Origin of the sequence: Bradyrhizobium sp. WSM1417, from assembly GCF_000515415.1 — a bacterium.
Classification (GTDB): Bacteria; Pseudomonadota; Alphaproteobacteria; order Rhizobiales; family Xanthobacteraceae; genus Bradyrhizobium.
Window position 1 is genome coordinate 482,519 of record NZ_KI911783.1, and the last position, 25,501, is coordinate 508,019.

23 protein-coding genes are annotated in these 25,501 nt (G+C 65.0%); 10 read left to right on the forward strand and 13 right to left on the reverse strand.

Features of this window, described 5'->3' with window-relative positions:
• The first annotated feature begins 24 nt into the window (after positions 1 to 24).
• The 6 genes from BRA1417_RS0102460 (at position 25) to BRA1417_RS0102485 (ending at position 6,553) form a co-directional block, all read left to right on the forward strand.
• Positions 25 to 1,155, forward strand: a complete 1,131-nt coding sequence (locus BRA1417_RS0102460) for an ABC transporter substrate-binding protein (protein ID WP_027514452.1) — start codon at positions 25 to 27, stop codon at positions 1,153 to 1,155.
• A gap of 170 nt (positions 1,156 to 1,325) precedes the next feature.
• Complete coding sequence (locus BRA1417_RS0102465; protein WP_007615760.1) at positions 1,326 to 2,201, forward strand: branched-chain amino acid ABC transporter permease; 876 nt, start codon at positions 1,326 to 1,328, stop codon at positions 2,199 to 2,201.
• Complete coding sequence (locus BRA1417_RS0102470; RefSeq protein WP_027514453.1) at positions 2,198 to 3,196, forward strand: branched-chain amino acid ABC transporter permease; 999 nt, start codon at positions 2,198 to 2,200, stop codon at positions 3,194 to 3,196. The genes BRA1417_RS0102465 and BRA1417_RS0102470 overlap by 4 nt, the downstream gene beginning before the upstream one ends.
• Positions 3,193 to 3,936: an ABC transporter ATP-binding protein gene (locus BRA1417_RS0102475; RefSeq protein ID WP_027514454.1), complete on the forward strand. Its 744-nt coding sequence runs from the start codon at positions 3,193 to 3,195 to the stop codon at positions 3,934 to 3,936. Before BRA1417_RS0102470 ends, BRA1417_RS0102475 begins: the two co-directional genes overlap by 4 nt.
• 11 nt (positions 3,937 to 3,947) lie before the next feature.
• Positions 3,948 to 4,685 carry an ABC transporter ATP-binding protein gene (locus BRA1417_RS0102480; protein ID WP_027514455.1) on the forward strand — a complete coding sequence of 246 codons (738 nt, stop codon included), beginning with the start codon at positions 3,948 to 3,950 and terminating at the stop codon, positions 4,683 to 4,685.
• A complete protein-coding gene (locus BRA1417_RS0102485) occupies positions 4,682 to 6,553 on the forward strand; it encodes a bifunctional sugar phosphate isomerase/epimerase/4-hydroxyphenylpyruvate dioxygenase family protein (protein ID WP_027514456.1) in 1,872 nt (623 codons plus the stop codon). Before BRA1417_RS0102480 ends, BRA1417_RS0102485 begins: the two co-directional genes overlap by 4 nt.
• A 173-nt stretch (positions 6,554 to 6,726) precedes the next feature.
• Here BRA1417_RS0102485 and BRA1417_RS0102490 read toward each other — a convergent pair whose 3' ends face one another.
• On the reverse strand, positions 6,727 to 7,899 hold the full coding sequence (locus tag BRA1417_RS0102490; RefSeq protein WP_027514457.1) for an ABC transporter substrate-binding protein: 1,173 nt from the start codon (positions 7,897 to 7,899) through the stop codon (positions 6,727 to 6,729).
• A 297-nt stretch (positions 7,900 to 8,196) separates the two neighbouring features.
• Between BRA1417_RS0102490 and BRA1417_RS0102495 the strand changes: the two genes are divergently transcribed.
• Positions 8,197 to 9,459, forward strand: coding sequence for an NAD(P)/FAD-dependent oxidoreductase (locus tag BRA1417_RS0102495; RefSeq protein ID WP_027514458.1), 1,263 nt, complete (start codon positions 8,197 to 8,199; stop codon positions 9,457 to 9,459).
• Between the two features lie 164 nt (positions 9,460 to 9,623).
• On the opposite strand, the gene BRA1417_RS0102500 is transcribed toward BRA1417_RS0102495, so the two are convergent.
• Together BRA1417_RS0102500 and BRA1417_RS0102505 are read right to left on the reverse strand one after the other, a co-directional pair.
• Positions 9,624 to 10,835: an ABC transporter substrate-binding protein gene (locus BRA1417_RS0102500; protein WP_027514459.1), complete on the reverse strand. Its 1,212-nt coding sequence runs from the start codon at positions 10,833 to 10,835 to the stop codon at positions 9,624 to 9,626.
• 40 nt (positions 10,836 to 10,875) lie between these two features.
• Positions 10,876 to 12,096, reverse strand: a complete 1,221-nt coding sequence (locus BRA1417_RS0102505) for a cytochrome P450 (protein ID WP_027514460.1) — start codon at positions 12,094 to 12,096, stop codon at positions 10,876 to 10,878.
• An 83-nt stretch (positions 12,097 to 12,179) separates the two neighbouring features.
• Between BRA1417_RS0102505 and BRA1417_RS0102510 the strand changes: the two genes are divergently transcribed.
• Positions 12,180 to 12,686 carry a MarR family winged helix-turn-helix transcriptional regulator gene (locus tag BRA1417_RS0102510; protein ID WP_027514461.1) on the forward strand — a complete coding sequence of 169 codons (507 nt, stop codon included), beginning with the start codon at positions 12,180 to 12,182 and terminating at the stop codon, positions 12,684 to 12,686.
• 374 nt (positions 12,687 to 13,060) lie between these two features.
• On the opposite strand, the gene BRA1417_RS0102515 is transcribed toward BRA1417_RS0102510, so the two are convergent.
• Entirely contained in the window at positions 13,061 to 14,914 is a 1,854-nt protein-coding gene (locus BRA1417_RS0102515) for a feruloyl-CoA synthase (protein WP_027514462.1), read from the reverse strand.
• A gap of 152 nt (positions 14,915 to 15,066) precedes the next feature.
• On the opposite strand from BRA1417_RS0102515, the gene BRA1417_RS0102520 reads away from it, so the two are divergent.
• Complete coding sequence (locus BRA1417_RS0102520; protein ID WP_027514463.1) at positions 15,067 to 15,561, forward strand: MarR family winged helix-turn-helix transcriptional regulator; 495 nt, start codon at positions 15,067 to 15,069, stop codon at positions 15,559 to 15,561.
• Positions 15,562 to 15,755: 194 nt separating this feature from the next.
• Positions 15,756 to 17,573 carry an allophanate hydrolase gene (gene atzF / locus BRA1417_RS0102525; RefSeq protein WP_027514464.1) on the forward strand — a complete coding sequence of 606 codons (1,818 nt, stop codon included), beginning with the start codon at positions 15,756 to 15,758 and terminating at the stop codon, positions 17,571 to 17,573.
• 65 nt (positions 17,574 to 17,638) lie between these two features.
• On the opposite strand, the gene BRA1417_RS0102530 is transcribed toward atzF, so the two are convergent.
• The 9 genes from BRA1417_RS0102530 to BRA1417_RS0102570 form a co-directional block, all read right to left on the reverse strand.
• The gene (locus BRA1417_RS0102530) at positions 17,639 to 18,364 is read right to left on the reverse strand and encodes a hemerythrin domain-containing protein (RefSeq protein WP_035968324.1); all 726 of its coding nucleotides are present in this window, start codon (positions 18,362 to 18,364) and stop codon (positions 17,639 to 17,641) included.
• Between the two features lie 18 nt (positions 18,365 to 18,382).
• Entirely contained in the window at positions 18,383 to 18,598 is a 216-nt protein-coding gene (locus tag BRA1417_RS0102535) for a hypothetical protein (protein WP_027514466.1), read from the reverse strand.
• Positions 18,599 to 18,701: 103 nt separating this feature from the next.
• A complete protein-coding gene (locus BRA1417_RS0102540) occupies positions 18,702 to 19,424 on the reverse strand; it encodes a GntR family transcriptional regulator (protein ID WP_027514467.1) in 723 nt (240 codons plus the stop codon).
• A 4-nt stretch (positions 19,425 to 19,428) separates the two neighbouring features.
• Positions 19,429 to 19,821, reverse strand: coding sequence for an oxalurate catabolism protein HpxZ (hpxZ, locus tag BRA1417_RS0102545; RefSeq protein ID WP_027514468.1), 393 nt, complete (start codon positions 19,819 to 19,821; stop codon positions 19,429 to 19,431).
• Position 19,822: 1 nt separating this feature from the next.
• Entirely contained in the window at positions 19,823 to 21,220 is a 1,398-nt protein-coding gene (locus BRA1417_RS0102550) for an AtzE family amidohydrolase (RefSeq protein WP_027514469.1), read from the reverse strand.
• A gap of 7 nt (positions 21,221 to 21,227) precedes the next feature.
• Positions 21,228 to 21,407, reverse strand: a complete 180-nt coding sequence (locus tag BRA1417_RS0102555) for a DUF4089 domain-containing protein (protein WP_027514470.1) — start codon at positions 21,405 to 21,407, stop codon at positions 21,228 to 21,230.
• Between the two features lie 19 nt (positions 21,408 to 21,426).
• Positions 21,427 to 23,265, reverse strand: coding sequence for an ABC transporter ATP-binding protein (locus BRA1417_RS0102560; RefSeq protein ID WP_027514471.1), 1,839 nt, complete (start codon positions 23,263 to 23,265; stop codon positions 21,427 to 21,429).
• A gap of 103 nt (positions 23,266 to 23,368) precedes the next feature.
• Positions 23,369 to 24,268: an ABC transporter permease gene (locus tag BRA1417_RS0102565; protein ID WP_027514472.1), complete on the reverse strand. Its 900-nt coding sequence runs from the start codon at positions 24,266 to 24,268 to the stop codon at positions 23,369 to 23,371.
• Between the two features lie 62 nt (positions 24,269 to 24,330).
• The gene (locus tag BRA1417_RS0102570; protein ID WP_018456013.1) at positions 24,331 to 25,344 is read right to left on the reverse strand and encodes an ABC transporter permease; all 1,014 of its coding nucleotides are present in this window, start codon (positions 25,342 to 25,344) and stop codon (positions 24,331 to 24,333) included.
• Positions 25,345 to 25,501 lie beyond the last annotated feature (157 nt).

Consider the following 25,501-nt stretch of genomic DNA (forward strand, 5'->3'; position numbering starts at 1 on the left):
TCAAAAGAAATCGGAGGAGAGACCATGAAATCGACCATTCTGGCAGGCGCCCTGCTTGCATTCGCGACCGCAACCAGTGTCCACGCCCAGGCGATCAAGCTCGCCGACGTCGCCGAGTTGTCCGGCGGCGGCGCCACCGTCGGCACCAACTGGAAGAACGGCATCGACCTCGCGATCGAGGAGATCAACGCCAAGGGCGGCGTGCTCGGCCGCAAGCTCGAAGTCACTCATGCGGATTCGCAATCCAACCCGGGCGTCGCGCGCGCACAGATGCAAAAGGCGCTCGACGCCGAACCCTATGTGCTGCTCGGACCCGGCTATTCCGGGTCGGTGAAGGTGACGGCGCCGTTGGCGGCCGAGGCCGGTATTGCGCAAATCATGGGCGGCGAAGCCGCCGAGCTGACGCAAGGCGGAAACAAATTCCTGTTCCGCACCTCGTTCGGCCAGCAATCGTCGATGCCGAAGGTCGCCAAATATATTCACGACGACATGAAGGCGAAGTCGGTCGCCGTCGTCTGGGTGAACAATGACTTTGGCCGCGGCGGTCGCGATGTCGTCGTCAAGGAGCTCGACCGTCTCGGCTCCAAGGTCGTCGCCGACCTCTCCACCGAGGCGGGCCAGGCCGATTTCGCCGCCGACGTCGGCAAGATCAAGGCCGCCAATCCCGACGCCGTGTTCGTCTATTTGAACGAGGAAGAGAGCGCGCGCATCCTCAAGGAGCTGAAGCGCCAGGGCGTCACCGCGCCGCTGATGGGCGAGACCACGCTGATCGGGCAGAAGGTGATCGAGCTTGCGGGCGATGCCGCCAACGGCGCGCGCGGCCATGTCGGTCTCACCACCGACGCGCCGGTCGACCTGATAAAGGCGTTTCGCGACAAGTTCGCGAAGAAGTACAATTACGTGCCCGACCATAACGGGCTGAAAGGCTATCTCGCGGTCTACATGGTGAAGGCCGCGACCGACAAGATGGGCAAGGTGGATTCCAAGGCGTTCGCCGACACGCTGCACGGCCTGACCATCAAGGCCGCGGACGAGCCGGGCATTCTGATGGACGTCACCTTCAGCGACACCGGCGACATCGATCGCCAGAGCTTTCTGGTCGAGGTGGTCGAAGGCAAGCAGGTGGTGAAACAGGTGCTGCCGAAGGTGAAGTGAGGTCTTATTCGCCTCTCCCCGCGTGCGGGGAGAGGCCGGAATTTGCGTAAGCAAATTCCGGGTGAGGGGAAGCCTCCACGAGTCCAACTCTCAGCGACCTCGCGGAGGCTCCCCCTCACCCCGACCCTCTCCGCGCAAGCGGGGAGAGGGAGAAGAGAGGGAGGGGAAAAATGTCCAATCTGTTCGATCTTCTGGTCGCGGGACTTGCCACCGGCGCGATCTATGCGCTGGTCGCGGTCGGCTTCACGCTGCTGTGGCAGACCTCGCAGACCATCAATTTCGCGCAAGGCGAGTTCGTGATGCTGCCGGCGTTCCTGATGCTGGCGGCGATGCATGCCGGCGCGCCGTTCTGGCTCGCGATCATCCTCGGCATCCTGCTCTCGATGCTCCTGCTCGGCCTCGCCTTCAAGATGCTGCTGGTGGATCCGATGATGCGCCATGGCGTGCTGCCGCTCGCGATCGCGACCATGGCGCTCGCGATCGGCCTCAAGGAGGCCGTAAAACAGTTCTTCAGCGCCGAAGCCTCACCTTTCCCGTCGATCGTGCCGACCGGCGACGTCTCCATCCTCGGCCATGCCGTCTCGCTGCAAAGCATCGGCGTCCTCGTCCTCGCCATCCTTGCCGTCTTCGGCTTGACTGCGCTTCTCAACCGCACCTCGCTCGGCCACCAGATGCAGGCGGCGGCGCAGAACCCGACGGTGGCGCGCATCATCGGCGTCCCGGTCGAGCGCATGATCCTCCTGACTTTCCTGATCAACGCGTTCCTGGTCGCGCTCGCCTCGCTGTTGATCACGCCGATCTACCTCGCGAAATTCACCTCCGGCGAGGTGCTGGGCCAGGCTGCCTTCATCGCCGCGATCGTCGGCGGGTTCAACCAGGTGCGCGGCGCGATCGCAGGCGGCCTCCTGATCGGCGTGCTCGACAATCTCGCGGCCGCCTATGTCTCGACGCAGTACCGCGCCGCCGTGCCGATGATATTTCTGATCGCCGTCATCCTGTTCCGGCCGCAGGGCCTGCTCGGCCGCGCCGAGGAGCGCACCGTATGAGCGGCTTCGCCAAACCTCTCAAGCTCGCGTTCGGCCTTATCGTCATCGCTGCGCTGATCGTCGTCCCCATGAACTTCAACCGCTATGGCCTGTTCATCCTGAGCCAGTGGGCGGTGATGGCCATCGCCGCGATGGGCCTCAACCTCACGCTCGGCTATGCCGGCCAGGTCTCGCTGGCGCAGGGCGCCTTCGTCGGCATCGGCGCTTACGCCGCGGCGATCATGACCACCCATGGCTGGCCGCTGCCGGCGGCGATCGTCGTCGCGATCGGCTTGAGCTTCGCAGTCGGCTGGGTGCTCGGCTATCCCGCGCTACGGGTGCAGCACCACTACCTCGCCTTCGTCACGCTCGCCTTCTCCACGCTGGCCTTCCTGGTGTTTCGCAACGAGAGCTGGCTCACCGGCGGCATCTACGGCATCTCCAACATTCCGCGTCCGCACATCTTCGGCATCGCGACCAACAAGCCGCTGCCGTTCTACTATGTCTGTCTCGGCTCGCTCGCGATCGTGTCGCTCGCAGTGTGGTGGCTGATCCGCTCGCCCTGGGGCCGCGCCTTCATGGCGTTGCGCGAAAACCCGCTGCGGGCGCAGTCGCTGGGCGTCGACACGCGCCGCTATACGCTGATGGCGTTCGCGATCGGCTCGGCGCTCGGTGGGGTCGCCGGCGCGCTCTATGCGCCGCTGACGCAATATATCGATCCCGTGCCGTTCAACCTGTCGCTCTCGCTCGACCTCCTGATGATGGTGATCGTCGGCGGCGCCGGATTCTTTCTGGGTCCGTTCCTCGGCGCGATGATCGCGGTGCTGCTGCCGGAATGGCTGCGCTTCACCGAGGGCTATTATCTGATGCTCTACGCGATCGCGGTGATGGGGCTGCTGATCTGGTCGCCGACCGGAATCCTGGGAATCCTCGACCGCTACCTCGCCGAGCGGCGAACCAAGGCGGCCTCCGCCCAGCGCGCCGTCGCAAAGTCCCGGCTGGAGACGGTGCAATGAGCGCGGTCCTCGAAGTCACCGACATCAAGAAGAACTTTGGCGGCATCAGCGCCGTCGGCGGCGTCTCTTTCGACGTCCGCGAGGGCGAGATCCTCGGCCTGATCGGCCCGAACGGCTGCGGCAAGTCGACGCTGTTCAACTGCATCCTCGGCCAGCTCACGCCGAGCGGCGGCGAGGTCAAGCTCGACGGCAAGGTCGTCACGGGCTTGCGACCCGCCGAGCTCAACAAGCTCGGGGTCAGCCGCACCTTCCAGCTCCTGCAAGTGTTCCCAAAACTCTCGGTGCGCGAGAACCTGATCCTCGCCGGACAGGAGCACCAGGGCAGCATGGCCTCACGCCTGATCGGCCGCTCCGATGCCGGACTGACGGAGGCCGCTAACCAGATGATCGGCTTCTTCAAGCTCGATCATCTCGCCGACGAGCCGGCCGGCGGGCTCTCCTATGGCCAGCAGAAGCTGCTCGACGCCGCCATGGCCTTCATGGGCGGACCGCGGCTGGTGCTGCTCGACGAACCCGCCGGCGGCGTCAACCCGTCGATGCTGGCGGACCTGAAGGACCGCCTGGTCGCGATCAACCGCGAGAAGAATGCCACCTTCGTCGTGATCGAGCACAACATGGAATTCGTGATGTCGCTGTGCTCGCGCGTGATGGTGATGGCGGAAGGCAAGGTGCTGGCAATGGGACGGCCCGACGAGGTCCGCAAGGACCCTGCCGTGATCGAAGCCTATCTCGGACATTAGGGACAGCCATCATGAGCGATCCGATCCTCTCGGTTCACAATCTCGTCGGCGGCTACGGCAAGATGACGATCCTGAACGGCACCACTTTCGCCGTGCCGCAGGCCACCATCACCACCATCATCGGCCCGAACGGCGCCGGCAAGTCCACCGTGTTCAAGGCGATCTTCGGCCTGCTCAAGCTGCGCGAGGGCAAGATCAGCTTCGCCGGCCGCGACGTCACCAATTTGAGCCAGCGCGCGCTGCTCAATGCCGGCATCTGCTACGTGCCGCAGGGCCGCAACATCTTTCCCGAGCTGTCGGTGCGCCACAACATCGAGCTCGGCGGCGTTTCCGCGGGCAAGGGCATCGACCTGCAGAGCCGGATCGAGGCCGCGCTCGACCTGTTCCCGGCGCTGCGCCGGAAATCGACGCAGCAGGCCTCCACGCTATCAGGCGGCGAGCAGAAGCAGCTCGAAATCGCCCGCTCGCTGCTGCTCGAGCCGAAGCTCGTACTGATCGACGAGCCCTCGATCGGCCTGTCGCCGCTGATGGTGCAGCAGACTTTCGACATCCTGAAATCCCTGCGCGACCGCGGCGTCACCATTCTGATGATCGAGCAGAACGCACGCTCAGCCCTGGAGATTTCCGACATCGGCATCGTGCTCGAGCTCGGCCAGACTCGGATGATCGACGGCGCGAAGCGCATTTTGAATGATCCCCGCATCGGACAATTGTTCCTGGGCGGCGCGATGGAGGACAACGCAGCATGAGTAAACGCTCGATCGCAACCGTCTCCCTCTCCGGCGCCCTTGACGAGAAGCTCCGCGCCATTGCGTCTGCAGGCTTCGACGCGGTCGAGATTTTCGAGAACGATCTGCTGTCGTTCGGCGCCGGCCCGCGCGACATCGCAAAGCTCTGCAAGGACCTCAATCTCGAGATCTGCGCGTTTCAGCCGTTCCGCGATTTCGAGGGCATGCCGGAGCCGCAGCGTGCGCGCAACTTTGCCCGTGCGATGCGCAAGTTCGACCTGATGCAGGAGCTCGGCACCGATCTGCTGCTGATCTGCTCCAACGTGTCGCCGGCCTCGCTCGGCGGTATCGACCGCGCCGCGGATGATTTTCGCGAGCTTGGCGAGCGCGCCGCCAAACGATCCTTGCGCGTCGGCTACGAGGCATTGGCCTGGGGACGTCACGTCAACGATTACCGCGACGCCTGGGAGATCGTGCGGCGCGCCGATCACCCCGCGATCGGAATCATCCTCGACAGCTTTCACGCACTGGCCCCCGGCTTTCCGGTCCGCGCGATGGCCTCGATCCCCGGCGACAAGATCTTCCTGGTCCAGCTTGCGGACGCGCCGAAGCTCGAGCTCGACATTCTCTCCTGGAGCCGGCACTTCCGCTCCTTCCCCGGCCAGGGCGATCTGCCGGTCGGCGAGTTCATGGCGGCGATCGCGGCGACCGGCTATGCCGGGCCGCTGTCGCTGGAGATCTTCAACGACCAGTTCCGCGCCGGCTCGGCCGTGCAGACCGCGGTCGACGGCCTGCGTTCGCTGATCCTGCTGGAGGACCAGCTTGCACCGGATTGGCCAAAGCTCATCGGCGAGCCCTTGGCGCCCAAGCCGAAAAGTGGAGGCACGGGATTCCTCGAGTTTGCCGTCAACGAGACCAAGGCCGGCGAACTCGCCCGCCTGCTTTCGCAGCTCGGTTTCCGAAAGACCGGCAAGCATCGCAGCAAGGCGGTGGAGCGCTGGTCGCAAGGCAAGGTCGAGCTCGTCGTCAACTCCGAGACCGACGGCTTTGCGCATTCGCACTACGTGACGCATGGCCCCGGCGTCTGCGCCATCGCGCTCGACGTCGACAATGCCAGCCTCGTCATGCAGCGCGCCGAAACACTGAAGGCGCGCACCTTCTACCAGCCGGTCGGACCGGGCGAGCTCGAGATTCCCGCAATCCACGGCGTCGGCGGCAGCCTGCTGTATTTCCTCGACCAAGCCGGCAAGAACTGGGACACGGATTTCGAACAGGTCCCGAGCGACGCCCGCGCGGACGCCCTGCTGGCCGTCGATCACATCGCTCAGTCGATGCCCTATGACGAGATGCTGTCCTGGCTGCTGTTCTACACCGGCATTCTCGACCTCGAGCGGCTGCCGCAGATGGAGATCGCCGATCCCAGAGGGCTCGTGCAAAGCCAGGCGGTCGTCAACGGCGACCAGAGCCTGCGCTTCGTGCTCAACGGCTCATCCGCCAACCGCACGTTGCCGGCCCGTTTCATCTCGGAATTTTTCGGCTCGGGCGTGCAGCACGTCGCGTTCACGTGCCGGGACATCTTTGCGGCGGTCGCGGAGATGCGCAAGCGCGGCGCGGATTTCCTGGATATCCCGGACAATTACTACGACGACATTGAAGCCAAATACGACCTCGCGCCCGATCTGATGGCGCAGCTGCGCGCCAACCACATTCTCTACGACCGCGAGGGCGACGGGGAGTTCTTCCAGGTCTACACCCACATCTTCGACGAGCGTTTCTTTTTCGAGATCGTGGAGCGACGGAATTATCAGGGCTTCGGCGCGGCCAATGCCGGGATCAGGCTTGCGGCGCAGGCGCGCGAGGTGCGGCCTGTGAGCATGCCGCGGGTGTAGCTTACTTTCCCTCTCCCCTTGTGGGAGAGGGTGGCTCGCCGCAAAGCGGCGAGACGGGTGAGGGGTTCTCTCCGCGCGAGACCTCTTACTTTTGAATACGCGGAAACAAACCCCTCATCCGGCGCTTCGCGCCACCTTCTCCCGCAAGGGGAGAAGGGGCATCGTGCTTGTGGCTACTTCATCGCGCATTTGTCGTGGAAACGATCCTGGTCGTTTTCAACGATGGTCGCGACCGTCTTCAGCGAGAGCTGGCCTTCGCCGTCCTTTACCACGTCCTGGAGATAGAAGTTCTGCACCGGGATGTGGTTCTTGCCGTACTTGAAGGGGCCGCGCAGCGACTTGAAGTTGGCCTTCTCCATCTCGGCCTTCATCGCGTCCTTCTTGCTGGTGTCGCCCTTCACCGCGACCACGGCGCTGTTGATGAGCTGGGCCGCGTCGTAGGCTTGCGCGCCGTAATAGGTCGGGCGCAGGCCGGGGTACTTCTTGCGATAGTCGGCCACGAAGCGCTTGTTCTGCTCGTTGGGCAGATCATTCACCCATTCCTGCGCGCCGGGAACGCCGAGCGCGTTCTCCTTTTGCAGCGGCAGCGACAGCTCGTCGACGGTGAACGCCGTGTAGAGCGGCATCGTGCTCTTCAGCCCGGCCTGCGCATATTGGTTGAGGAACTGCACGCCGGCTGCACCGGGATAGAACACGAAGATCGACTCGGCGCCCGAGGCCCGCGCCTTGGAGAGCTCGGCGGAGAAGTCGAGCTGGCTCGGCCAGACTGTGTATTCCTCGCCCTTGACCTCGCCCTTGAACGTGCTCTTCACGCCCGCGAGCATGTCCTTGCCGGCGGCGTAGTTAGGGCCGATCAGGAACACGCTCTTGACGCCCTTCTGGTTCATGTAGAGGCCCATGGCGGCCGGCGTCTGGTCGTTCTGCCAGGAGGTCGAGAACACGTAAGGCGAGCAGAGCTCGCCGGCGAGCTGCGACGGACCGGCATTGGCCGAGATCAGGATGGTCTGCGAATCCACGGCGGTCTTGAGCGAGGCCAGCAGCACGTTCGACCAGATGTAGCCGACGATGAAATCGACCTTGTCGGACTGCACCAGCTTCTCGGTCTTCTGCTTGCCGACGTCGGGCTTCTGCCCGTCGTCCTCGTAAATCACCTCGACCGGCTTGCCGTCCATCTTGCGGCCGATGTGATCCAGCGCGAGCTCGAACGAGTTGCGCATGTCGTTCCCGATCACGGCGGTCGGGCCGCTGAAGGTCGAAACGAACCCGATCTTGATGGTGTCGCCGGCGGATGCCGGGCCTGCCAGCACCAGCGCCGCTGCGCCCGCCAGCCAGAATGCCGTTCTCATAACCACTCCCCTCCATATTATTATGCCCGGAAGCGGGGTGATTGCCGCCCCGGGTCATCTCTATTGAACGCAAAATCTGTCGCGCCGCCAATGGCTCAGCGCCCGCCCTGCACCATATTTCGCCCCGATCGTTAATGGCAAGAAATATAGTTCTACTCACTTCGGCGAGGGCTGCGGCGCTTTTTCGCGGGATATCGATACGCCAGGCCTATTCAGCGATTGATGACGGCTATTGGACCGCGGCGCCTGATCAGCGTTTAGATGAGTATAGAGCCGCGAGATTCGGAGGGGCGCATCATGACCACGACACCGCACCGCGTCGTCATCGTCGGAGCCGGCTTCGGCGGGCTGGAGACGACCTACCGGCTCGCCGGCAGCCCGGTCGAGATCACGCTGATCGACCGCCGCAACCATCATTTGTTCCAACCGCTGCTCTACCAGGTCGCGACGGCCTCGCTCGCCACCAGCGAGATCGCATGGCCGGTCCGGCACCTGATGCGCGACCGGCGCGATGTGACGACGCTGTTTGCGACCGTCAGCGGCGTTGACGCCGACAGGCGCTGCGTGCTGATCGACGATGGCAGCGAGGTGCCTTACGACACGCTGGTGCTCGCCACCGGCGCGCGGCATGCCTATTTCGGTCACGACGAATGGGAGCAGTTCGCGCCGGGCCTGAAGACGCTGGAGGACGCGACCACGCTGCGCCGTCACATCCTGGTGGCGTTCGAGCGCGCCGAGCGCGAGACCGATCCGGCCAAGCGCGCGGCGCGGCTGACTTTCGTCATCGTCGGCGCCGGCCCCACCGGCGTGGAGCTCGCCGGCACCATCGCGGAGATGGCGCATCACACCTTGCCCGCCGACTTCCGCAACATCGACACCAACAAGGCGCGGGTGGTGCTGATCGAGGCGGGTCCGCGCGTGCTCGCAGGCTTCCCCGACGACCTCTCGGCCTACGCGCAGGCCTCGCTGGAAAAAATCGGTGTCGAGGTCGTGCTCGGACAGGCCGTCACCGAGATCAATCGCGAGGGCGTGGTGTTCGGCGGCAAGCTGCTCGAAGCCAAGACGAGAATCTGGGCCGCCGGCGTGCGCGCATCGCCCGCCGCCGAATGGCTGGGCGCGCCGGCCGACCGCGCCGGGCGCGTGCAGGTCGAAGACGATCTTACGATCCCCGGTCATCCCGAAATCTTTGCAATCGGCGATACCGTCTTGATCAACGCCTGGGACGGCAAGCCCGTGCCCGGCATCGCGCCGGCCGCCAAGCAGCAGGGCCGTCACGTGGCCGAGACCATCAAGGCGCGGCTGCGCCGGGAGCCGACCGGCCCGTTCCGCTACAAGCATTCCGGCAGCCTCGCGCAGATCGGCAAGCGGCTGGCGGTGATCGACTTCGGCCGCATCAAGCTGCGCGGCACCATCGCGTGGTGGATCTGGGGCATCGCCCACATCTACTTCCTGATCGGCTTGCGCCACCGCCTCAGCGTCGCGCTGAGCTGGCTCTGGATCTACGCCCGCGACCAGCGGGCGGCGAGGTTGATCACGCAGGGATCGAGCAAGGTGGTGTAGGGCTTCTCCTCCCTCTCCCCGTTCTTACGGGGAGAGGGTTGGGGTGAGGGGCCTCTCCGCGAGCGAGATATTGGTGAGACCTGTACCCCCTCACCCGGATCGCAAGAGCGATCCGACCTCTCCCCGCGAGCGGGGAGAGGTTAAGTGAGACGCGCTCACCGCCCCTACTTCACCAACTCACACCCACCTTCCGCCAGCGGGCGGAACGCCTGCTCCGCAGAGATCGTCGAAACCAACTTGTAATAGTCATAGGGATATTTCGATTCCTCCGGCTTCTTCACCTCGAACAGATACATCGGATGCACGACGCGACCGTCCTGGCGGATCGTGGTGTCGCCGAACAGCTTGTCCTTGCCCTTGAATTTCTTCATCTCGGGCACGGCATCCTTGGCATTGTCGCTGCCGGTGGCGGCGACCGCGTTGAGATAAGCGAGCGTGGAGGCATAGACCCCGGCCTGGTTGCCACTCGGCATCTTGCCGTTCATGCCGGGCCGCGCCGCGAACCGCTTGGCGAAGGCGCGGGTGTCGTCGTTCATGTCCCAGTAGAAGGCCTCCATGAGCTGAAGCCCTTGCGCGACCTTGATGCCCATGCCGTGGACGTCGTTGATGAAGAGCAGGAAGGCGACGAGCTTTTGTCCGCCCTGCTGGATCCCGAACTCGGCCGCCTGCTTCACCGCGTTGATGGTGTCGCCGCCGGCATTGGCGAGCCCGATCACCTGCGCCTTCGAGCCCTGCGCCTGCAACAGGAAGGACGCGAAATCGGAGGTGCCGAGCGGATGCTTGCTGGATCCGATCACCTTACCACCATGCGCCTCGATATATTTCTGGGCTTCCGCCTCGATGCCCTTGCCGAGCGCGAAATCGACCGTGAGGAAGTACCACTCCTTGCCGCCGCGCGACACCATCGCGGCCGCCGTGGTGTTGCCGGTCGCCCAGGTGTCGTTGACCCATTGGATGGTGTTGGGCGAGCAGGCCTTGCCGGTGAGATCGGAGCTCGCGGTAGACGACGCGAGGAACGTCATGCGGCTGTCGCGCAGCAGCGTGTTGATGGAGAGACCAACGGCCGAGTTCGGCACGTCGACGATGGCATCGACGCCCTCGACATCGAGCCATTTGCGCGCGATGGCATTGCCGACATCGGCCTTGTTCTGGTGATCGGCGTAGACGATGTCGACCTTGATGCCCTTGCCGCCGCCGTTGAAATCCTCGGCGGCCATGCGCGCAGCCTCGACCGAGCCCATGCCGTTGGTGTCCTGGAAGATGCCGGAGATGTCGTTGAGCACGCCGACGCGCACGACATTGTCCGATATCTCGGCATTTGCCGCGCCGCTCACGAGGCTTGCGGCCAGCGCGAGTGTCCATTTTAGGTTCCTCATGAGTCCCTCCCCTTATCCCATTTCTTTTTTGCCGGTCGCGTCAGGCCGGCGTGATCGTCACCGGCAGGCTGTCGAGCCCGCGCAGCGTGTTGTTGAAGCGGCGCTTCGGCTCAGCCGTGATCTCGATGCTGGCGACACGACGTGCCAGCGCCGTGAGCATGGTCTCGCCTTCGAGGCGCGCGACCAGCTGCCCGACGCACATGTGAATGCCCGAGCCGTAGCCGACATGACCGGAGGTGCGGCGGGTGATGTCGTAGCTGTCCGGCTTGTCCCAGCGCCGCGGATCGCGGTTGGCGGCGGCGAGGAACATCAGCACCTTTTTGCCCTCACCGATGGTCGCGCCCGACAGTTCGACCTCGCGCGTGGTGGTGCGGAAGAAGGTCTGGACCGGGCTTTCAAAACGGACGGCCTCCTCGAAAGCGTTGCGCGCCAGCGTGAAGTCGTCGCGCAGGCGCTGCCACTGCTCAGGGAAGCGCGCGAGACAGTAGACCGCTGCACCGATGCCGTTGACGGTGGTATCGAGGCCCGCCGACAGCAGCGAACGCACCAGCAGCGGCGCTTCGGTGGCGGTGATGGCACCCTCGTCGACATGGGCATGGATGCAGGCGCCGATGCCGCCGGGCGTGAGGTTGTCCCGCTGGCACTGATCGGTGACGTAAGCCTGGTGCGGCGTCGAGCGCGCGATCGCTTCCTGGCGCAGCTCGTTCGGCGGGCCGAAGGCGTTGAACACGACACTCGCATAGGGAATCAGATGTTCGCGGCCCTCCGGCTTCAGCCCGAGCGCATCCGGAAAGATCGAGAGCGGATAGGCTTCCGCCAGATCCGCGATCGCGTCAAAACTGCGCTTCTCCAGCAGCACGTCAACCCGCTGCTCCGCCGCCGCGGCAAAGCGGTCGCGCAGCCCTTTCATCACGGTCGGCGACAGCACTTTGGACAGCACCGCGCGGGTCCGCGAATGCGCGGGCGGATCGGCTTCGAGAATCAGGCTCGGCGGCCGCCACGGCGTCTCCTTCTTGAAGTCGGAGAGGCCAACGCCGCGGCTGGAGCAGAACGTCGTGGGGTCGTTCAGGACGGCATGAACCTCGGCATAGCGCGCCACGCCATAGACGTTCCACTTGTCGAGATAGACGACAGGCCCGGCCTCCCGCAGCAGCTCATGCGTGGGATAGGGATCGGCAAAAAAAATCATGTCGAAGGGATCGACGTCGAGATGCGGGACGGCCGACGAACCGTTGATTTCCGGGGAGCTGGATGCGCTCATGGAAGTCCTCCCTTATTTTGATCTTGTGCAAGGGCGGCGCTTACCCTTAGGTCTCCAGACACGCCGCGAGACAGAATCCCGATATGCCGCCGTCTTCGACCAGAGCCCGCCAAAAACCTGCGCCCGCCGAGACGGGACCGACGCTCGATCTCGACCGCTACGTCCCCGCGTTTATCACCTTCATCGCCAACAAGCTCTCGAACAGCGCCACCGCGTTCTATCAGCGGCAGTTCGGCGTCAACGTCACGGAATGGCGGATCATGTCGCTGCTGGCGATCGAGCCCGGCATTCCCGCCTCGCGCATCTGTCACGTCATCGGTTTCGACAAGGGCCCGGTGAGCCGGACGCTGGCCGGCCTGGAGAAGCGGGGGCTGATCTCGATCCGCACCGATCCCAACGACGGGCGCACCCATTCGATCTCGCTGACCGCCAAGGGCCGCGCCATCCATGACAAGGTGATCGTCGCGGCATTCGAGCGCGAACGGCGCCTGTTGTCCTGCCTGGATAAGGACGAGCGCGAGGTGCTGATCGACCTGTTGCGCCGCCTGCACGAAAATCTCGGCGCGGTGACCGGCAGCACCGAGACCTGACGGGCCACGCAGCCGGCGCCGACCTCTGTCAGTTCCAGGCATGCGCCGACATTCGCCCGCGGCACCCTCTCTGCCGAGCATTGCTTCCTCCGATCCGACGCGGCGGTTCCTCCGCCGTCATCCTTGTCTGGAACGGTTCGCATAAATTAGTTGCTTAAGCAACAAAAGAATCATGCAGGATAGTGCGTCAGGTTGGCTGGCCGAATGGCGAGCTGTTTCTCTCCCTCTCCCCGTCCTTCGCGGGGAGAGGGAGGGGTGAGGGGCTGTTTCCGCAGATGAGATGATCGCGAGACCTGTAACCCCTCACCCGGATCGGCAAGAGCGATCCGACCTCTCCCCGCAGGCGGGGAGAGGTTAGGAGCGGCGGCGCGCAATCAGTAGCACCCGATCCACTCCCCCGGCGCATCGTCATCCAACCGCGCCAGCGCATCGGCGCGCCGCGTCAGCACGGCGCGCTGGTTGATGTAGCCCTTGTCGGTGATCTCGCCGCCGTCCACCGACGGCGGCTCGACGAGCAGCAGGGCGCGCGTGGCGTGGCCGGAGGAGTTAGCGCTCTGCTGCTTCAGTTTCGCCAGACCTTGCGCGATCGCGGCTCTGACCTTGTCATGCGTGAGCAATTCGTTCACGCCCGCAGTCTCGGGCAGGCCGGCATGCGCGCGGCAGGCCGCGATGTTCGGAAACACCAGGAAGCGCACCTCGTCGCCGCCATGGCCGGTGACGACGATGTCCTGCGCGAGCGGCGCCAGCGCGGCGATGCCGGCGAGGCGCAGCGTACCGACACTGACCCAGGTGCCGGAATTGAGCTTGAAATCCTCCGCGACGCGACCGTCGAAGAACAGGCCGCGCTCCGGCCGGTTCGCGTCGGCGAACTTCACGGCGTCACCGATGAGATAAAACCCCTCGTCGTCAAACGCCTGCCTGGTCAGCTCCGGCGCCTTCCAGTAACCCGGCGTGGCGTTGGGGCCGCGCACGCGCACCTCCAGCTTGTCGCCGGAGGTGACGAGCTTCAATTCGGTGCCGGGGATGGGCACGCCGATATTGCCCGAGCGTTCCGCGAGGAAATGGCAGTCGGTGGCCAGCGGCGACGTCTCGGTCGAGCCCCACGCCGAGACCATCGGCATCGCGCGGCCAACAGTCTTGACGGAGAGTTCTTCGAGCGCGTCCCAGAGATTCTGCGGCAGCGCAGCTCCTGCGTAGAACGCGAATTTCACCTCGCTGAAGAAGCGGCGACACAGCTCCTCGTCTGCACGCAGCGCCGTGATCAACATGTCGAAGCCGCGCGGCACGTTGAAATAGACCGTCGGCATCACGCTCTTCAAGTTGGCGAGCGACGTCGCAAACAGGCCGGGCGCCGGCTTGCCGCCGTCGATATAGAGCGCGCCGCCATTGCGCAGCACGAGATTGAAATTGTGGTTGGCGCCGAACGTGTGGCTCCAGGGCAGCCAGTCGAGAATGACGAGATCCTCGCGCGCCTGTTCGAGAAAAGTCCACGTCTGGGCCTTGGCCTGCTGGCTGGACGTCAGCATGCGCTGGGTGTTGATCACGGCTTTCGGCGCGCCGGTCGAGCCCGAAGTGAACAGGAGCTTTGCGATCGTCGCGGGCGTCACCGCGGCGAAGGCCTTTGCGACGTCGGGGCTCTCCGGCGTTGCCGCGATGGTGCGAAAGGCCAGCGCATCGGCATCGTCGGCATTGCCGCTGATGATCTGCGCGCTATGCAAAGGCTTGATCGCGGCCAGCGCCGCCGCAAACGGCTTCGTCGCGGAGACATAGATCGCGGCGGGCTCAAGCAGCGTGATCATGCTCTTGAGCTTGTCAAAATCCTTTGACATCAGCGAATAGGCCGGCGAGATCGCCGCCGAGGGCACGCCGACATGGTGGGCCGCCAGTGCCAGCAGCGCATGATCGATGCTGTTGTCGGAGAGGATCGCGAGCGGGCGCTCCGGACTGAGGCCTTGCGCCAGAATCCACGACGCCGCCGCGCGCACCTGGCGCAGCGCCTGCCCATAGGTGACGGTGCTCCATGGCGCTTCGGCGCTGCTGCGCTCCGCGAGGAAAATCGAATCGGGCCTCTGCCGCGCCCATTGCTCCAGCCAGTCGCCGATGCAGCGCGCGCCATCGCGCAGCGGTTCGGGCGAGCGCAGCACGATGCTGCCGTCGGCGCGGTGCTCGGCAACGGTTCTGGGTGTCGCGAACAGGCTCGCAGCATCACCGCGAGAGGCGGTTGTCATGGTTTCCTCCTCGCCCGGAAGCCGGGATCGGTCGCAGCCTCGTCGCGGGCCGCGTTGCTGATAATGTCGGGCATGCCGATTGTTGTCGTCAACAACAATCTTCCGCTGGCACGGCGAAGTGGTTACAAGAATGGTCCCGCAGGAGACGCGACGTGACGGCCACCACAACTCGGACTTCCCCACGCAAACGCGGCGGCAACGGCGCCGCGCGGCCGGTCGACGCGGACGAGATCGGCCTCGACGCCCTGGTCGGGCACGCCGGCTATGCGGTGCGGCGCTTCCAGATCTGGATTTTCCAGGACTTCATCAGAACGCTCGGCGATGTCGACATCCGGCCGACGCAATATTCGGTGCTCACGGTGATCGGCGCCAATCCCGGCCTGTCGCAGATGGCGGTGGCCAAGCGCCTCGGCATCGAGCGTGCGCGGTTGGTGCATCTGCTCGACAGTCTCGAGCAGCGCGATCTGCTCAAACGCGTCAAGTCGAGCACGGACCGGCGCTCCCACGCCCTGCACCTCACGCCGCCGGGCAAGACGGCGCTGGCAAAATTCAAGCGCCTCGCCGCGGAGCACGAGCGGCATGTCGAAGAGAAGATCGGCAAGGAGAACCGGAAGCGGCTGCTGCGAATCCTCGCTGACTTCACCTGATCAAAACTGCCTAATATTTGCGCAAATGCCCCCGACAGGGCGATGGCATGGCGGCCCGCCCGATCCTCGAAATATCCCACAAGCCACTGATCTCTCGGTAATATCCGCGGCACTTGTCCTGCCCGGATTCTGTACACAATGGCACATCGCTTGCTTCGATCGGGGTGAAGAGACGTAGCCGGAGATTTGTCGCCATGAAGGCTGAAATGGGGGCTGAGCAGCCTGAAACGATCGCCGCGATCGTGGCCGCGCATCGCGCGGGCACGGTCACGCCGGCGCAGACGGTCGCACGCACCTATCAGCGCATCCGCGACCACAACGATCCCGCCGTCTTCATCAGCCTGCGCGACGAAAAGGACGCGATCGCCGAGGCCGAGAAGCTCGCCGCCAAGGAGGCCGCCGGCCTGTCGCTCTATGGCGTGCCGGTGGTGGTGAAGGACAATATCGACGCGCTGGGATTTCCGACCACCGCGGCGTGCCCGGCCTTCTCGTACATCCCGACACACGATTCGACCGCGGTTGCGCGGCTGCGCGCCGCCGGCGCGATCATCATCGGCAAGACCAATCTGGACCAGTTCGCGACCGGCCTTGTCGGCGTGCGCTCGCCCCACGGCATCCCCAGAAACGCGATCCGTGAGGACCTCATTCCCGGCGGATCGAGCTCGGGATCGGCCACCGCCGTCGGCGCCGGGCTGGTGCCACTGTCGCTCGGCACCGACACCGCCGGCTCAGGTCGCGTGCCGGCGATGCTCAACAACATCGTCGGTCTCAAGCCGAGCCTCGGCATGATCTCGACCGCCGGCCTGGTGCCGGCCTGCCGGACGCTGGACTGTATCTCGGTGTTCGCGCTGACCGTGGACGACGCCGCGCTGGCGCTCTCCGTGATGGCAGGTCCCGATCAGGCCGATCCGTTCTCGCGCGACCGGCCGCTTGGCGCGATCACCCCGCTCCCGGCAAACCTGCGCCTGGGCGTGCCGCGCAGCGGACAGTTGATCTTCTTCGGCGACAAGAAGGCGGAAGCGGCTTACGCCGACGCGTTGAAGCGCTGGACCGCGCTTGGTGCAACGCTCGTCGAGTTCGACCTCGAGCCGTTCTACGAGACGGCCCGACTGCTCTACGAGGGACCGTGGGTCACGGAGCGCTATCTCGTGATCCGCGACCTGCTGGCGTCCGCGCCGGATGCCATCCATCCCGTGACGCGCGAGATCACCGCGGCCGGTGCGCGGTTGACGGCGGCGGACACCTTCTCCGCGCTCTATCGTCTGCAGGGCCTGCGCAAGATCGCCGAACGCACCTTCACCAATATCGACGCGCTGGTGCTGCCGACGGCGCCGACGGCCTATACGACTGCGCAGGTGCTGGCCAATCCGGTTGAGCTCAACAGCCGGCTCGGCACCTACACCAACTTTGTCAATCTGCTCGACCTCTGCGGTCTCGCGCTGCCGGCGGCGATGCGCGGCGACGGCATTCCGTTCGGCATCACGCTGCTCGCACCCGCCGGGCACGATGCGCTGCTCGCCAGCATCGGGCGCGTGTTTCATGCCGATACCAAACTGACGCTTGGCGCAAAGGGCGTGGCGCAACCCGCGCTGGCGCCGCTTGCCGCAAGCGGCATCGACGACATTCCCATCGCCGTCGTCGGCGCGCATCTGTCCGGCATGGTGCTGAACGGCGAGTTGAAAGCGCTGAATGGCCAGCTGATCGAGGCGACCAGGACCGCACCCGACTACAAGCTCTACGCATTGAAGACCACGCCGCCGAAGCCGGGCATGCTGCGCGTCGAAGCCGGCAAGGGCGCGTCGATCGAGCTGGAGATCTGGTCGCTGTCGTCGTCCGCCTTCGGCAAGTTCGTCAACGCCATTCCTGCGCCGATGGCGATCGGCACCGTTCGCTTGGCGGATGGCCGCAGCGTGAAGGGATTTCTCGTTGAACCCGAAGTGCTGGGCGAGGCGCGAGATATCACCGCGTATGGCGGCTGGCGGGCCTATATGGCGGACGCCGCGACAGCGTAACCATATCCTCTGATGGTGAACGGGGGAGGCGGCGGCCTCTCATTCGTTAGGACCATCAGCGCGCTTCAGGCCGGCGTGAACAGCGCGAGATCACCGATCCCGATCTGCTGTTCGAGGGTTGCCACACGGTGAATCATCATCTCGAAACCGTCCTCGCCGAACTGCTGATGCTCCTTCTTCTCGAAGTCCTCCGCCATCGCATCATATTCGTTTGGCGAGACGACGGTCTTGAGCATCGGAAAAAGATCGGTGTCCTCGCGCGCGGCGTGCGGACGGTACATGGCGATGAAAGCGCGGATCGACGCGATCAGTTTGTGACGATCATCGCCATCCTTGCGGCTTCCCGGCGCCGTCTTCAGGATCACGTCGGTCACGCGACGACCGGCCTTGTGTTGGGTCACCAATGTGTCGACGAGAGTCACGAGTTTCCCCGCACGTTTGAACCGTGGGAAGACCGCATGCTCCTCGGATTGTTCGTGATAATTTTCGATGAAGTCACGCACGATCTGCCCGGCGCTGGTGAGGACAGCGGGATCGAAATCCTCGCTGGCGTCGAATTTGCGCAAGGCCGCCTCATAAACTAGGAGGACTCGGTCGAGCACCCCATGCTCCCGCATCAAATCCTCGGGCGGGGTAACCTTGGGTACCCTTTGTTTCTCGACCATCTCCCTGCGCGCCGCCTCGGCGTCGCCGGCGGACAACCAGCCACCGGCGACGATTGCGGCGGGCACCAGCCTCAGGAGCTTTCTCCTTTGCGGCACGATGGTCTCAGGGGCCGCGCGGCGGGCCATCAAGCGAGTCATGCCCGATCACGCCGATTTGCGCCAGGCGGCCTCGTTCTTCTTCTCGTAGTCGTCGAACGCCTTCACGAGGCCGGACAAGACCTCGGCTGAAGTCTCGAACATCGCTGTCAGCTGCGGCTCGTCGACTTTGCGGATGTCCTCTCGCAGATGCGTCACGGTCTCCTGAAGACGCTGCTTCATCTTCTGGGTGTGGTGCTTGGGGTCTTTTTCAGAGGAAGCCATGGGTTTCTCCTCATCTGATCGACATCGGATCGAGGAAAACAAGCTTGCCAGGAGCAGGTTCCTGCCAAACTGCGACAGTCATTCACCTGATGGTGATGAAGCGCTACACCGACACAGCGTAGATCTCGTACTCCCCGCGCACCAGCTCGATGTGCGCGCGCATCGCGGCGGCGGCGCCCTGCTTGTCGCCGCGCATGATGGCGACCACGACGCGGTCGTGCTCGGCCTGCGATTTGGCCAATCGGCCAAGGTTGCGGAATTGGGCGCGGCGGAACGGCTGGACGCGCACGCGCGTCGCCAGCGTGATCTCGGCGATATAGCCGTTCTGCGACCCGGCATAGATCGCATTGTGGAAGCGCTCGTTGACCTCGTGGAACCGATCGGGATTGCCGGCGTAGCTGAGAACCCGCAGCTCTTCGTGGATAGCTTCCAGGCCGTGACGCTCGGCAGCTGACATGCGTTCAGCGGCAAGACCCGCGCACAGCGCTTCCAGCTCCGCCATCGCCTCGAACATGCCAGTCAGCCGTTCGAATGAAGGTTGCGCCACCACCGCGCCGCGATGGGCGCGCGCTTCGACGAGACCGCTTGCCACGAGCTGGCGCAGTGCTTCCCGCACCGGCGTGCGCGAAACGCTGAAGCGGCGCGCGATGTCGGTCTCGTCAAGCGGCGCGCCGGGGGCCAGGGCTCCGCGTACGATCTCGTCGGCGAGTTGCAGGCGCAGCTCCTCGGCCCGCGTGACCTTGTGTGCTGATGGCGACGCCCGGTCGACACGCGGCACCGCCGGTTCGGCCGGCAGCGCTCCGGGCGGAAGATCGTCAAGCGTCATACGGTCAGGTCTCTTTCGACTCGTCGATGATGCTGACATGGGCTGCGACGACGCGCCAGCCCTCCGGGAATTTTACCCAGGTCTGCATCTGCCGGCCGACCTTGCCCGGCATCGTGTCGCGATAGAACAGGGTGGATGCGACCGCGGTGTCGCGGCCATAGCTGGTGATCACGGTTTTCGCGGTGCGGCGGTTGAGGCCGACTGGCGAGCGCCCGGCGCGAAAGCCGGAGATCGCCTCATAGCCGTAGAGGTTCTCGCCGATGCCATAGCGCAGCGTGCGGGGATCGTTGCGGAAGAGCTCGCCGAGTACGGCGACGTCGTTGGTGATCAGGGCCTGTTCATAACGCTCGAACGCGGCTTTGACGTCCGCGATCACCTCGGGGAGATCGATCTCCATCTCAAAATCCTTTTGGGCTGGGCGCGGCGGCGACGCCCATCTTCTCCAACGCGTACGCGACGCGCAACGCGATGTCCTCGCGCCAGGGTGCGGCGATGATCTGCACGCCAATCGGCAGCGGCTCGAGCGGCACTGGCACGGCGACGACGGGGAGGCCGATGAATGAGATCGGCTGGGTATGGATGCCGATATTGGCGCGCACCGGCAGCTCGACGCCGCCAAGATTGAAATTGACCTGGCCGAGCTTCGGCGCGGTGCATGGCGTCGCGGGCGCGATCAGCACGTCGACGGATTTGAAAATCTCCGCGAATTGCGCGCGATACCAGCGGCGGAATTTTTGCGCACGGTCGACCAGCGGCGCCGGCACCATGGCGCCCGCGATCAGCCGGTCGCGCACGGCGGGATCGAAATCGTTCGGTCGCTTGCGCAGCCGGTCGAGATGCAGCGAGGCGCCCTCGGTGGTGGTGATGACATAGGCAGCCGCGCGGGCGCGTGCGGCTTCGGGCACCTCTACCACGCGCGTTGCGCCCAGCGCCTTGGCGACGCGGCTGACGGCTTCGACGGCTTCCGGAAACAGATTTTGCTGGAAGTACCCGCCGGCGATCGCGATGCGCAGGTCCGAAACCGGATTGGCAAGCAGCGGCAACGTCGGCTCCAGACCACGTGTGGTGGTGCAGGCGGCATCGTCCGCATCCGGTCCCTGCATGGCGTCATAGGCCAGCGCGAGATCGGTGACGGAGCGCGCGAACGGACCGAGATGATCGAGGCTCGCGACGAACGGGAACGAGCGCGCACGCGAGAGCCGGCCATAGGTCGGCTTCAGCCCGAAGATGCCGCAGAATGAGGACGGCACGCGGATCGAACCGTTGGTGTCGGAGCCGAGCGCGATCGGCACCAGCGCGCCGCCGACGGCGCTGCCCGAGCCGCCGGAGGAGCCGCCGCTCATCCGCGTCGTGTCATGCGGATTGCGCGAGGGACCGTCATGGACGTTCTCGCCGGTGAAGTCATAGGCGTATTCGCCCATGTTGAGCGCACCGACCAGCACGGCGCCGGCCGCTTCCATGCGCTCGATCAGCGTGGCGTCGCGCGTGGCGGGTGCGCGGTCTCGGTTGATCTTCGAGCCGGCGCGCGTGGCCAGCCCAGCGACGTCGAATAAATTCTTCACCGCGAAGGGCACGCCGGCCAATGGGCCGACGGTCTTGCCGGCGGCGATATCGGCATCGATCGCGCGCGCTTTGGCGCGGGCGCGATCGGCGGTGACGTCGGTGAACGCATTGAGGATGGTGTCATGCTGCTTGATGCGCGCAAGCGCCGCTTCGGTCGCATCGAGCGCGGACATCTTGCGGCCGGCAACAGCGCTCGCGATCTCGGAGGCCGTCATCTCTGGCTTGGTCGTCATGGCGGCGTCAGACCGTGAACACGGGCGCCGGCTCGGTCTCGTCCGGCAGCGCGAATTCGTCGACGAGGCGGCCAAGCCGCAGCGAGACCTCGAGATTGGCGCGAACGGACGACCTCCATGCTTCCTCGATAGGCAACGCCAACGCTTTGGTGACAGCGTCGATATAATCGTCCAGCGGTTCGGCCATCACGCTCCCAAACAAGCTCTCAGTGTGCGCCCAGTGTCTGCAGCGGCGGATGCGGGATCGCCGTCAGCAGCTCCTTGGTGTAATCGTCCTGGGGATCGCTCAACACCCGCTCGGAAGTTCCTTCCTCGACGATTCGACCCGACCGCATGACAATGACACGATCGCACAGCAAGCGCACTACGTTCAAATCATGCGAGACGAACAGATAACTCATACCTAGCCGCGCCTTGAGGTCCTGAAGCAAATTGAGGACCACGGCCTGGACCGAAACGTCGAGCGCAGCGGTCGGCTCGTCCAGGATGACGAGTTTCGGGTGCAGGGCGATGGCGCGGGCGATGCCGACGCGAGCCTTCTGGCCGCCCGACAATTGGTGCGGAAAGCGATCCAGCAGATTGTGCGGCAGGCCCACCATGGTGGCGAGCTCCTCGCAGCGGGCGCGGAGCGCGTCGCGTCCCCTGATGTCGCCGAGCTGCATGATGGGATCGGCGATGGCGCGGACGGCGGTGAAGCGCGGGTTGAGGCTGTCGGTGGGATCCTGGAACACCATCTGGATGCGGCTGCGCTGCGGCAGCCGGGCAAAGCCGGCGGGCGCGATGGCGCCGATGTCCTCGCCGTCGAACTGGATCAGGCCCGAGGTCTGGTCGAGGAGCCGCATCACCATCATCGACGTGGTCGATTTGCCGCAGCCGGACTCGCCGACCAGGCCGACGCTCTCGCCATGGCCGATCGAGAAGCTGATGCCGTCGACCGCGCGGAACACATCCGGCTCCACCGGCGGCTTGCGGCCGAACAATTTGCCGAGCGTGGCCGTGGCGCCCTGACGGGGATATTCCTTGACCAGCTTCTCGATGAGGAGAAGTGGCGTCTTCTCCCTCTCCCCGCTTGCGGGGTCGCGACGAGCTTCGCTCGCGCTGAGAGGGTCGGGGTGAGGGGGACTCTCCGCGAGCACGGTGCTGGGAGAGCCCCCCTCATCCGCCACGCTGCGCGTGTCGACCTCTCCCCGCACGCGGGGAGAGGCGAAGGAAGCGCCCTCCTCCTCCGGCAACAGATCCCGCAGGCTCACGCCGAGCCGCGGCGTCGCGCGCATCAGCTTCTTGGTGTAGGGGTGCTGCGGGTTGGCGAAGATGTCGGCGGCCTTTGCGGTCTCGACCACCCGGCCCTTCTCCATCACCACGACGCGGTCGCAATAGGCTGCGGCGAGGCCGAGATCATGCGTGATCAGGATGGTGGACATCGCCTTGCGCTTGGTCAGCTCGACGATCAGATCCATCACCGCCTTCTGCGTGGTGACGTCCAATCCAGTCGTCGGCTCGTCCGCGATCAGCAGCTGCGGATTGCAGGCGAGCGCGAGCGCGATGACGACGCGCTGGCACATGCCGCCGGACAATTCGAACGGATAGGCGTGATAGCGCTCGCGCGGGCGGGCGATCTTGACCTGCTCCAGCGCCTCGATCGCCTTCTCGCCGCGGTCCGAAACCATGGCCTGCTGGACATGGGTGCGCAGCACGTCCTCGATCTGGTCGCCGACTTTCCGGATCGGGTTGAGCGCGGCGCGCGGGTTCTGGAAGATCATCGAGACTTCGCGGCCGCGCAAATCGCGCATCTGGTCTTCGGTCGCGGCCTTGACGTCGATGCCCGAGAACATCACCGAGCCCTCGGCGATCCGCCCCGCACGGTCGAGGATGCGCATCACCGCGTACGACGTCACCGACTTGCCGGAGCCGGACTCGCCGACGATCGCCAGCGTCTCGCCCTTGGCAACGGAGATGTTGACGTGCTGCACCGCTTTCACGATGCCGCGGCGGGTGGTGAATTCGACGGTGAGATCCTGGACGTCGAGCAGCGGCTGGGCGGTCATGGGTGCCTCCCAAACAAAAACGTCGAAAACAACCCCATGCACAGTAGAATGGGATTGATTTCATTGGAGAATTTCGAGCGAAAATTTGCGCGGAATCCAGCCATCACGTCCTCCGCTGGGGGTCGACGATGTCGCGCAGGCCATCGCCGAGGAGGTTGAAGCAGAACACGGCGATCATCAAAGCGAGGCCCGGGAATAGCGCGATCCACCATTCGCCTGACACCATGAAGCCGGCGCCTTCGGCGACCATGATGCCCCATTCCGCCGTCGGCGGACGGACGCCGAGGCCGATGAACGAGAGGCCGGCGGCATTGAGGATGGCGTAGCCCATGGTCAGCGACATCTGCACAATCATGATCGGCATGATGTTCGGCAGGATATGCACGAGGAGAATGCGGAATTCGCCGTTGCCGGACAGCCGCGCGGCCTGCACGAAGCCGGCGTTGCGGCGGACATTGGCTTCGGCGCGCGCGACGCGGGCATAGAGCGGGAAGTTCACGATGGCCGTGGCCAGGATGATGTTCTGCACGGTGTTGCCCAGCGCTGCGACGATGCCCATCGCCAGCACGAACAGTGGAAACGCCATGATGGTGTCGGCGATGCGGCCGACGATGCGGTCGGTCCAGCCACCGAAATAGCCGGCCGCGATGCCGGCGAGCCCGCCCATCAGGAACACCAGCGCGACGGAGGCGACCGCGATGAACGTATCGAGCCGCGTCGCGACCACGACCCGGCTGAAGATGTCGCGGCCCAATTGGTCGGTGCCGAACCAGTGCGCGGCCGAGGGCGGCTTCAGCGACGCCGCGGTGTCGGACGCCAGCGGCTCATACGGCACCACATAGGGGCCGAAGATCGCGGCAAGAAGGATCACGATCAGCAGCGCGAAGGCAAAGCCGGTGACCTTGTTCTCGCCGAGGACGTAGCGGGTCTGGTCGAGCAGCGCGACGATTCCCGAGGTCCGCGCGGGTCCGACGGGCTCAACAGCAGGCGCAACGGTGCTCATGACTCTATCCTTTTGAGCATGATCTGATCGGAAAACCGGTACCCACTTTTCCGGATCATGCTCTACCCTTCCAAGCGCACGCGCGGATCGATCACGCCATAGAGAATGTCGATCACGAGATTGAGCAGCACGTACATCACCGCCATGGTCAGCACGAAACCCTGCACCGGCGCGAAGTCCGACGAGATCAGCGCTTCGACTGCATAGGAGCCAATGCCGGGCCAGGCGAATACTTTCTCCACCAGCACGTTGGCGCCGAGCAGGAACGAGAACACCATGCTCAGCGTGGTGATGACGGGGAGCATCGCGTTGCGGAAGGCGTAGGTGACGATGACGGTTGCCGGGGACAGGCCGCTGGCGCGCGCGGTGCGCACGAACTCGGACGACAGCACCGCCAGCATCGAGGCCCGCGTCATGCGCGCGATCGGCGCCAGCGAGAAGATCGCAAGCGTCGTCGCCGGCAGGATCAGCTGGCTGCATGCCGAACGGAACGCCTCGAAGTCGCGCGCGATCAGGGTGTCGATCAGATAGAAGCCGGTCACCGTCGGCGGCGCGCTGTAGAACACATCGAGCCGGCCGAGCGGCGCGGGCGACCAGCCGAGCCGGAAGTAGAAGACATACACCAGCACCAGGCCGGTGAAGAACACCGGTAGCGAGACGCCGGCCGTCGTCGTCACACGACAGAGATGATCAACCCATGAGCCCGGCCGCGTCGCCGCCAGCACGCCGAGAGGGATGGCGATGACGACCGAAACGATGAGGCCGAGCAGCGTCAGCTCGGCGGAGGCCGGCAAGCGGTTGCGGATCTCGGCCGCGACCGGCTGGCCCGTCGTGAGCGAGTTGCCGAAATCGCCATGGGCAAGATCGTTGGTGTAACGGAAGAACTGCTCGATCAGCGGCTTGTCGAGGCCGAGTTTTTTCCGGATCTGCTCGACGGCTTCTTTCGTTGCGGCGGGCCCTGCGAAATACGCGGCGGGATCGCCCGGCAGCGCGCGGGTGAGCAGGAAGGTGACGATGACGACCCCGATCAGCGAGGGAATCGCGAACATCAGGCGCTTGCCGATCATGGTCAGCATGATGGGGCACTCCAGGAAGATGAAACGCTCTCGCGGATCCGCGAGAGCATCGCCGCGCGCTCCGCTGCGTTCCCTCCCCCCTTGTGGGGGAGGGTTAGGGAGGGGGGTGGCTCCGGGAGAGGTCGGAGTTCGTGGCTACCCCTCACCCTGCCCCTCT

Excerpts from the sequence above, each read along its gene's own strand:
- BRA1417_RS0102460 (WP_027514452.1), top strand. The coding sequence starts at position 25 with ATGAAATCGACCATTCTGGCAGGCGCCCTGCTTGCATTCGCGACCGCA.
- BRA1417_RS0102465 (WP_007615760.1), top strand. The coding sequence starts at position 1,326 with ATGTCCAATCTGTTCGATCTTCTGGTCGCGGGACTTGCCACCGGCGCG.
- BRA1417_RS0102470 (WP_027514453.1), top strand. The coding sequence starts at position 2,198 with ATGAGCGGCTTCGCCAAACCTCTCAAGCTCGCGTTCGGCCTTATCGTC.
- BRA1417_RS0102475 (WP_027514454.1), top strand. The coding sequence starts at position 3,193 with ATGAGCGCGGTCCTCGAAGTCACCGACATCAAGAAGAACTTTGGCGGC.
- BRA1417_RS0102480 (WP_027514455.1), top strand. The coding sequence starts at position 3,948 with ATGAGCGATCCGATCCTCTCGGTTCACAATCTCGTCGGCGGCTACGGC.
- BRA1417_RS0102485 (WP_027514456.1), top strand. The coding sequence starts at position 4,682 with ATGAGTAAACGCTCGATCGCAACCGTCTCCCTCTCCGGCGCCCTTGAC.
- BRA1417_RS0102490 (WP_027514457.1), bottom strand. The coding sequence starts at position 7,899 with ATGAGAACGGCATTCTGGCTGGCGGGCGCAGCGGCGCTGGTGCTGGCA.
- BRA1417_RS0102495 (WP_027514458.1), top strand. The coding sequence starts at position 8,197 with ATGACCACGACACCGCACCGCGTCGTCATCGTCGGAGCCGGCTTCGGC.
- BRA1417_RS0102500 (WP_027514459.1), bottom strand. The coding sequence starts at position 10,835 with ATGAGGAACCTAAAATGGACACTCGCGCTGGCCGCAAGCCTCGTGAGC.
- BRA1417_RS0102505 (WP_027514460.1), bottom strand. The coding sequence starts at position 12,096 with ATGAGCGCATCCAGCTCCCCGGAAATCAACGGTTCGTCGGCCGTCCCG.
- BRA1417_RS0102510 (WP_027514461.1), top strand. The coding sequence starts at position 12,180 with ATGCCGCCGTCTTCGACCAGAGCCCGCCAAAAACCTGCGCCCGCCGAG.
- BRA1417_RS0102515 (WP_027514462.1), bottom strand. The coding sequence starts at position 14,914 with ATGACAACCGCCTCTCGCGGTGATGCTGCGAGCCTGTTCGCGACACCC.
- atzF (WP_027514464.1), top strand. The coding sequence starts at position 15,756 with ATGAAGGCTGAAATGGGGGCTGAGCAGCCTGAAACGATCGCCGCGATC.
- BRA1417_RS0102530 (WP_035968324.1), bottom strand. The coding sequence starts at position 18,364 with ATGGCCCGCCGCGCGGCCCCTGAGACCATCGTGCCGCAAAGGAGAAAG.
- BRA1417_RS0102535 (WP_027514466.1), bottom strand. The coding sequence starts at position 18,598 with ATGGCTTCCTCTGAAAAAGACCCCAAGCACCACACCCAGAAGATGAAG.
- BRA1417_RS0102540 (WP_027514467.1), bottom strand. The coding sequence starts at position 19,424 with ATGACGCTTGACGATCTTCCGCCCGGAGCGCTGCCGGCCGAACCGGCG.
- hpxZ (WP_027514468.1), bottom strand. The coding sequence starts at position 19,821 with ATGGAGATCGATCTCCCCGAGGTGATCGCGGACGTCAAAGCCGCGTTC.
- BRA1417_RS0102550 (WP_027514469.1), bottom strand. The coding sequence starts at position 21,220 with ATGACGACCAAGCCAGAGATGACGGCCTCCGAGATCGCGAGCGCTGTT.
- BRA1417_RS0102555 (WP_027514470.1), bottom strand. The coding sequence starts at position 21,407 with ATGGCCGAACCGCTGGACGATTATATCGACGCTGTCACCAAAGCGTTG.
- BRA1417_RS0102560 (WP_027514471.1), bottom strand. The coding sequence starts at position 23,265 with ATGACCGCCCAGCCGCTGCTCGACGTCCAGGATCTCACCGTCGAATTC.
- BRA1417_RS0102565 (WP_027514472.1), bottom strand. The coding sequence starts at position 24,268 with ATGAGCACCGTTGCGCCTGCTGTTGAGCCCGTCGGACCCGCGCGGACC.
- BRA1417_RS0102570 (WP_018456013.1), bottom strand. The coding sequence starts at position 25,344 with ATGCTGACCATGATCGGCAAGCGCCTGATGTTCGCGATTCCCTCGCTG.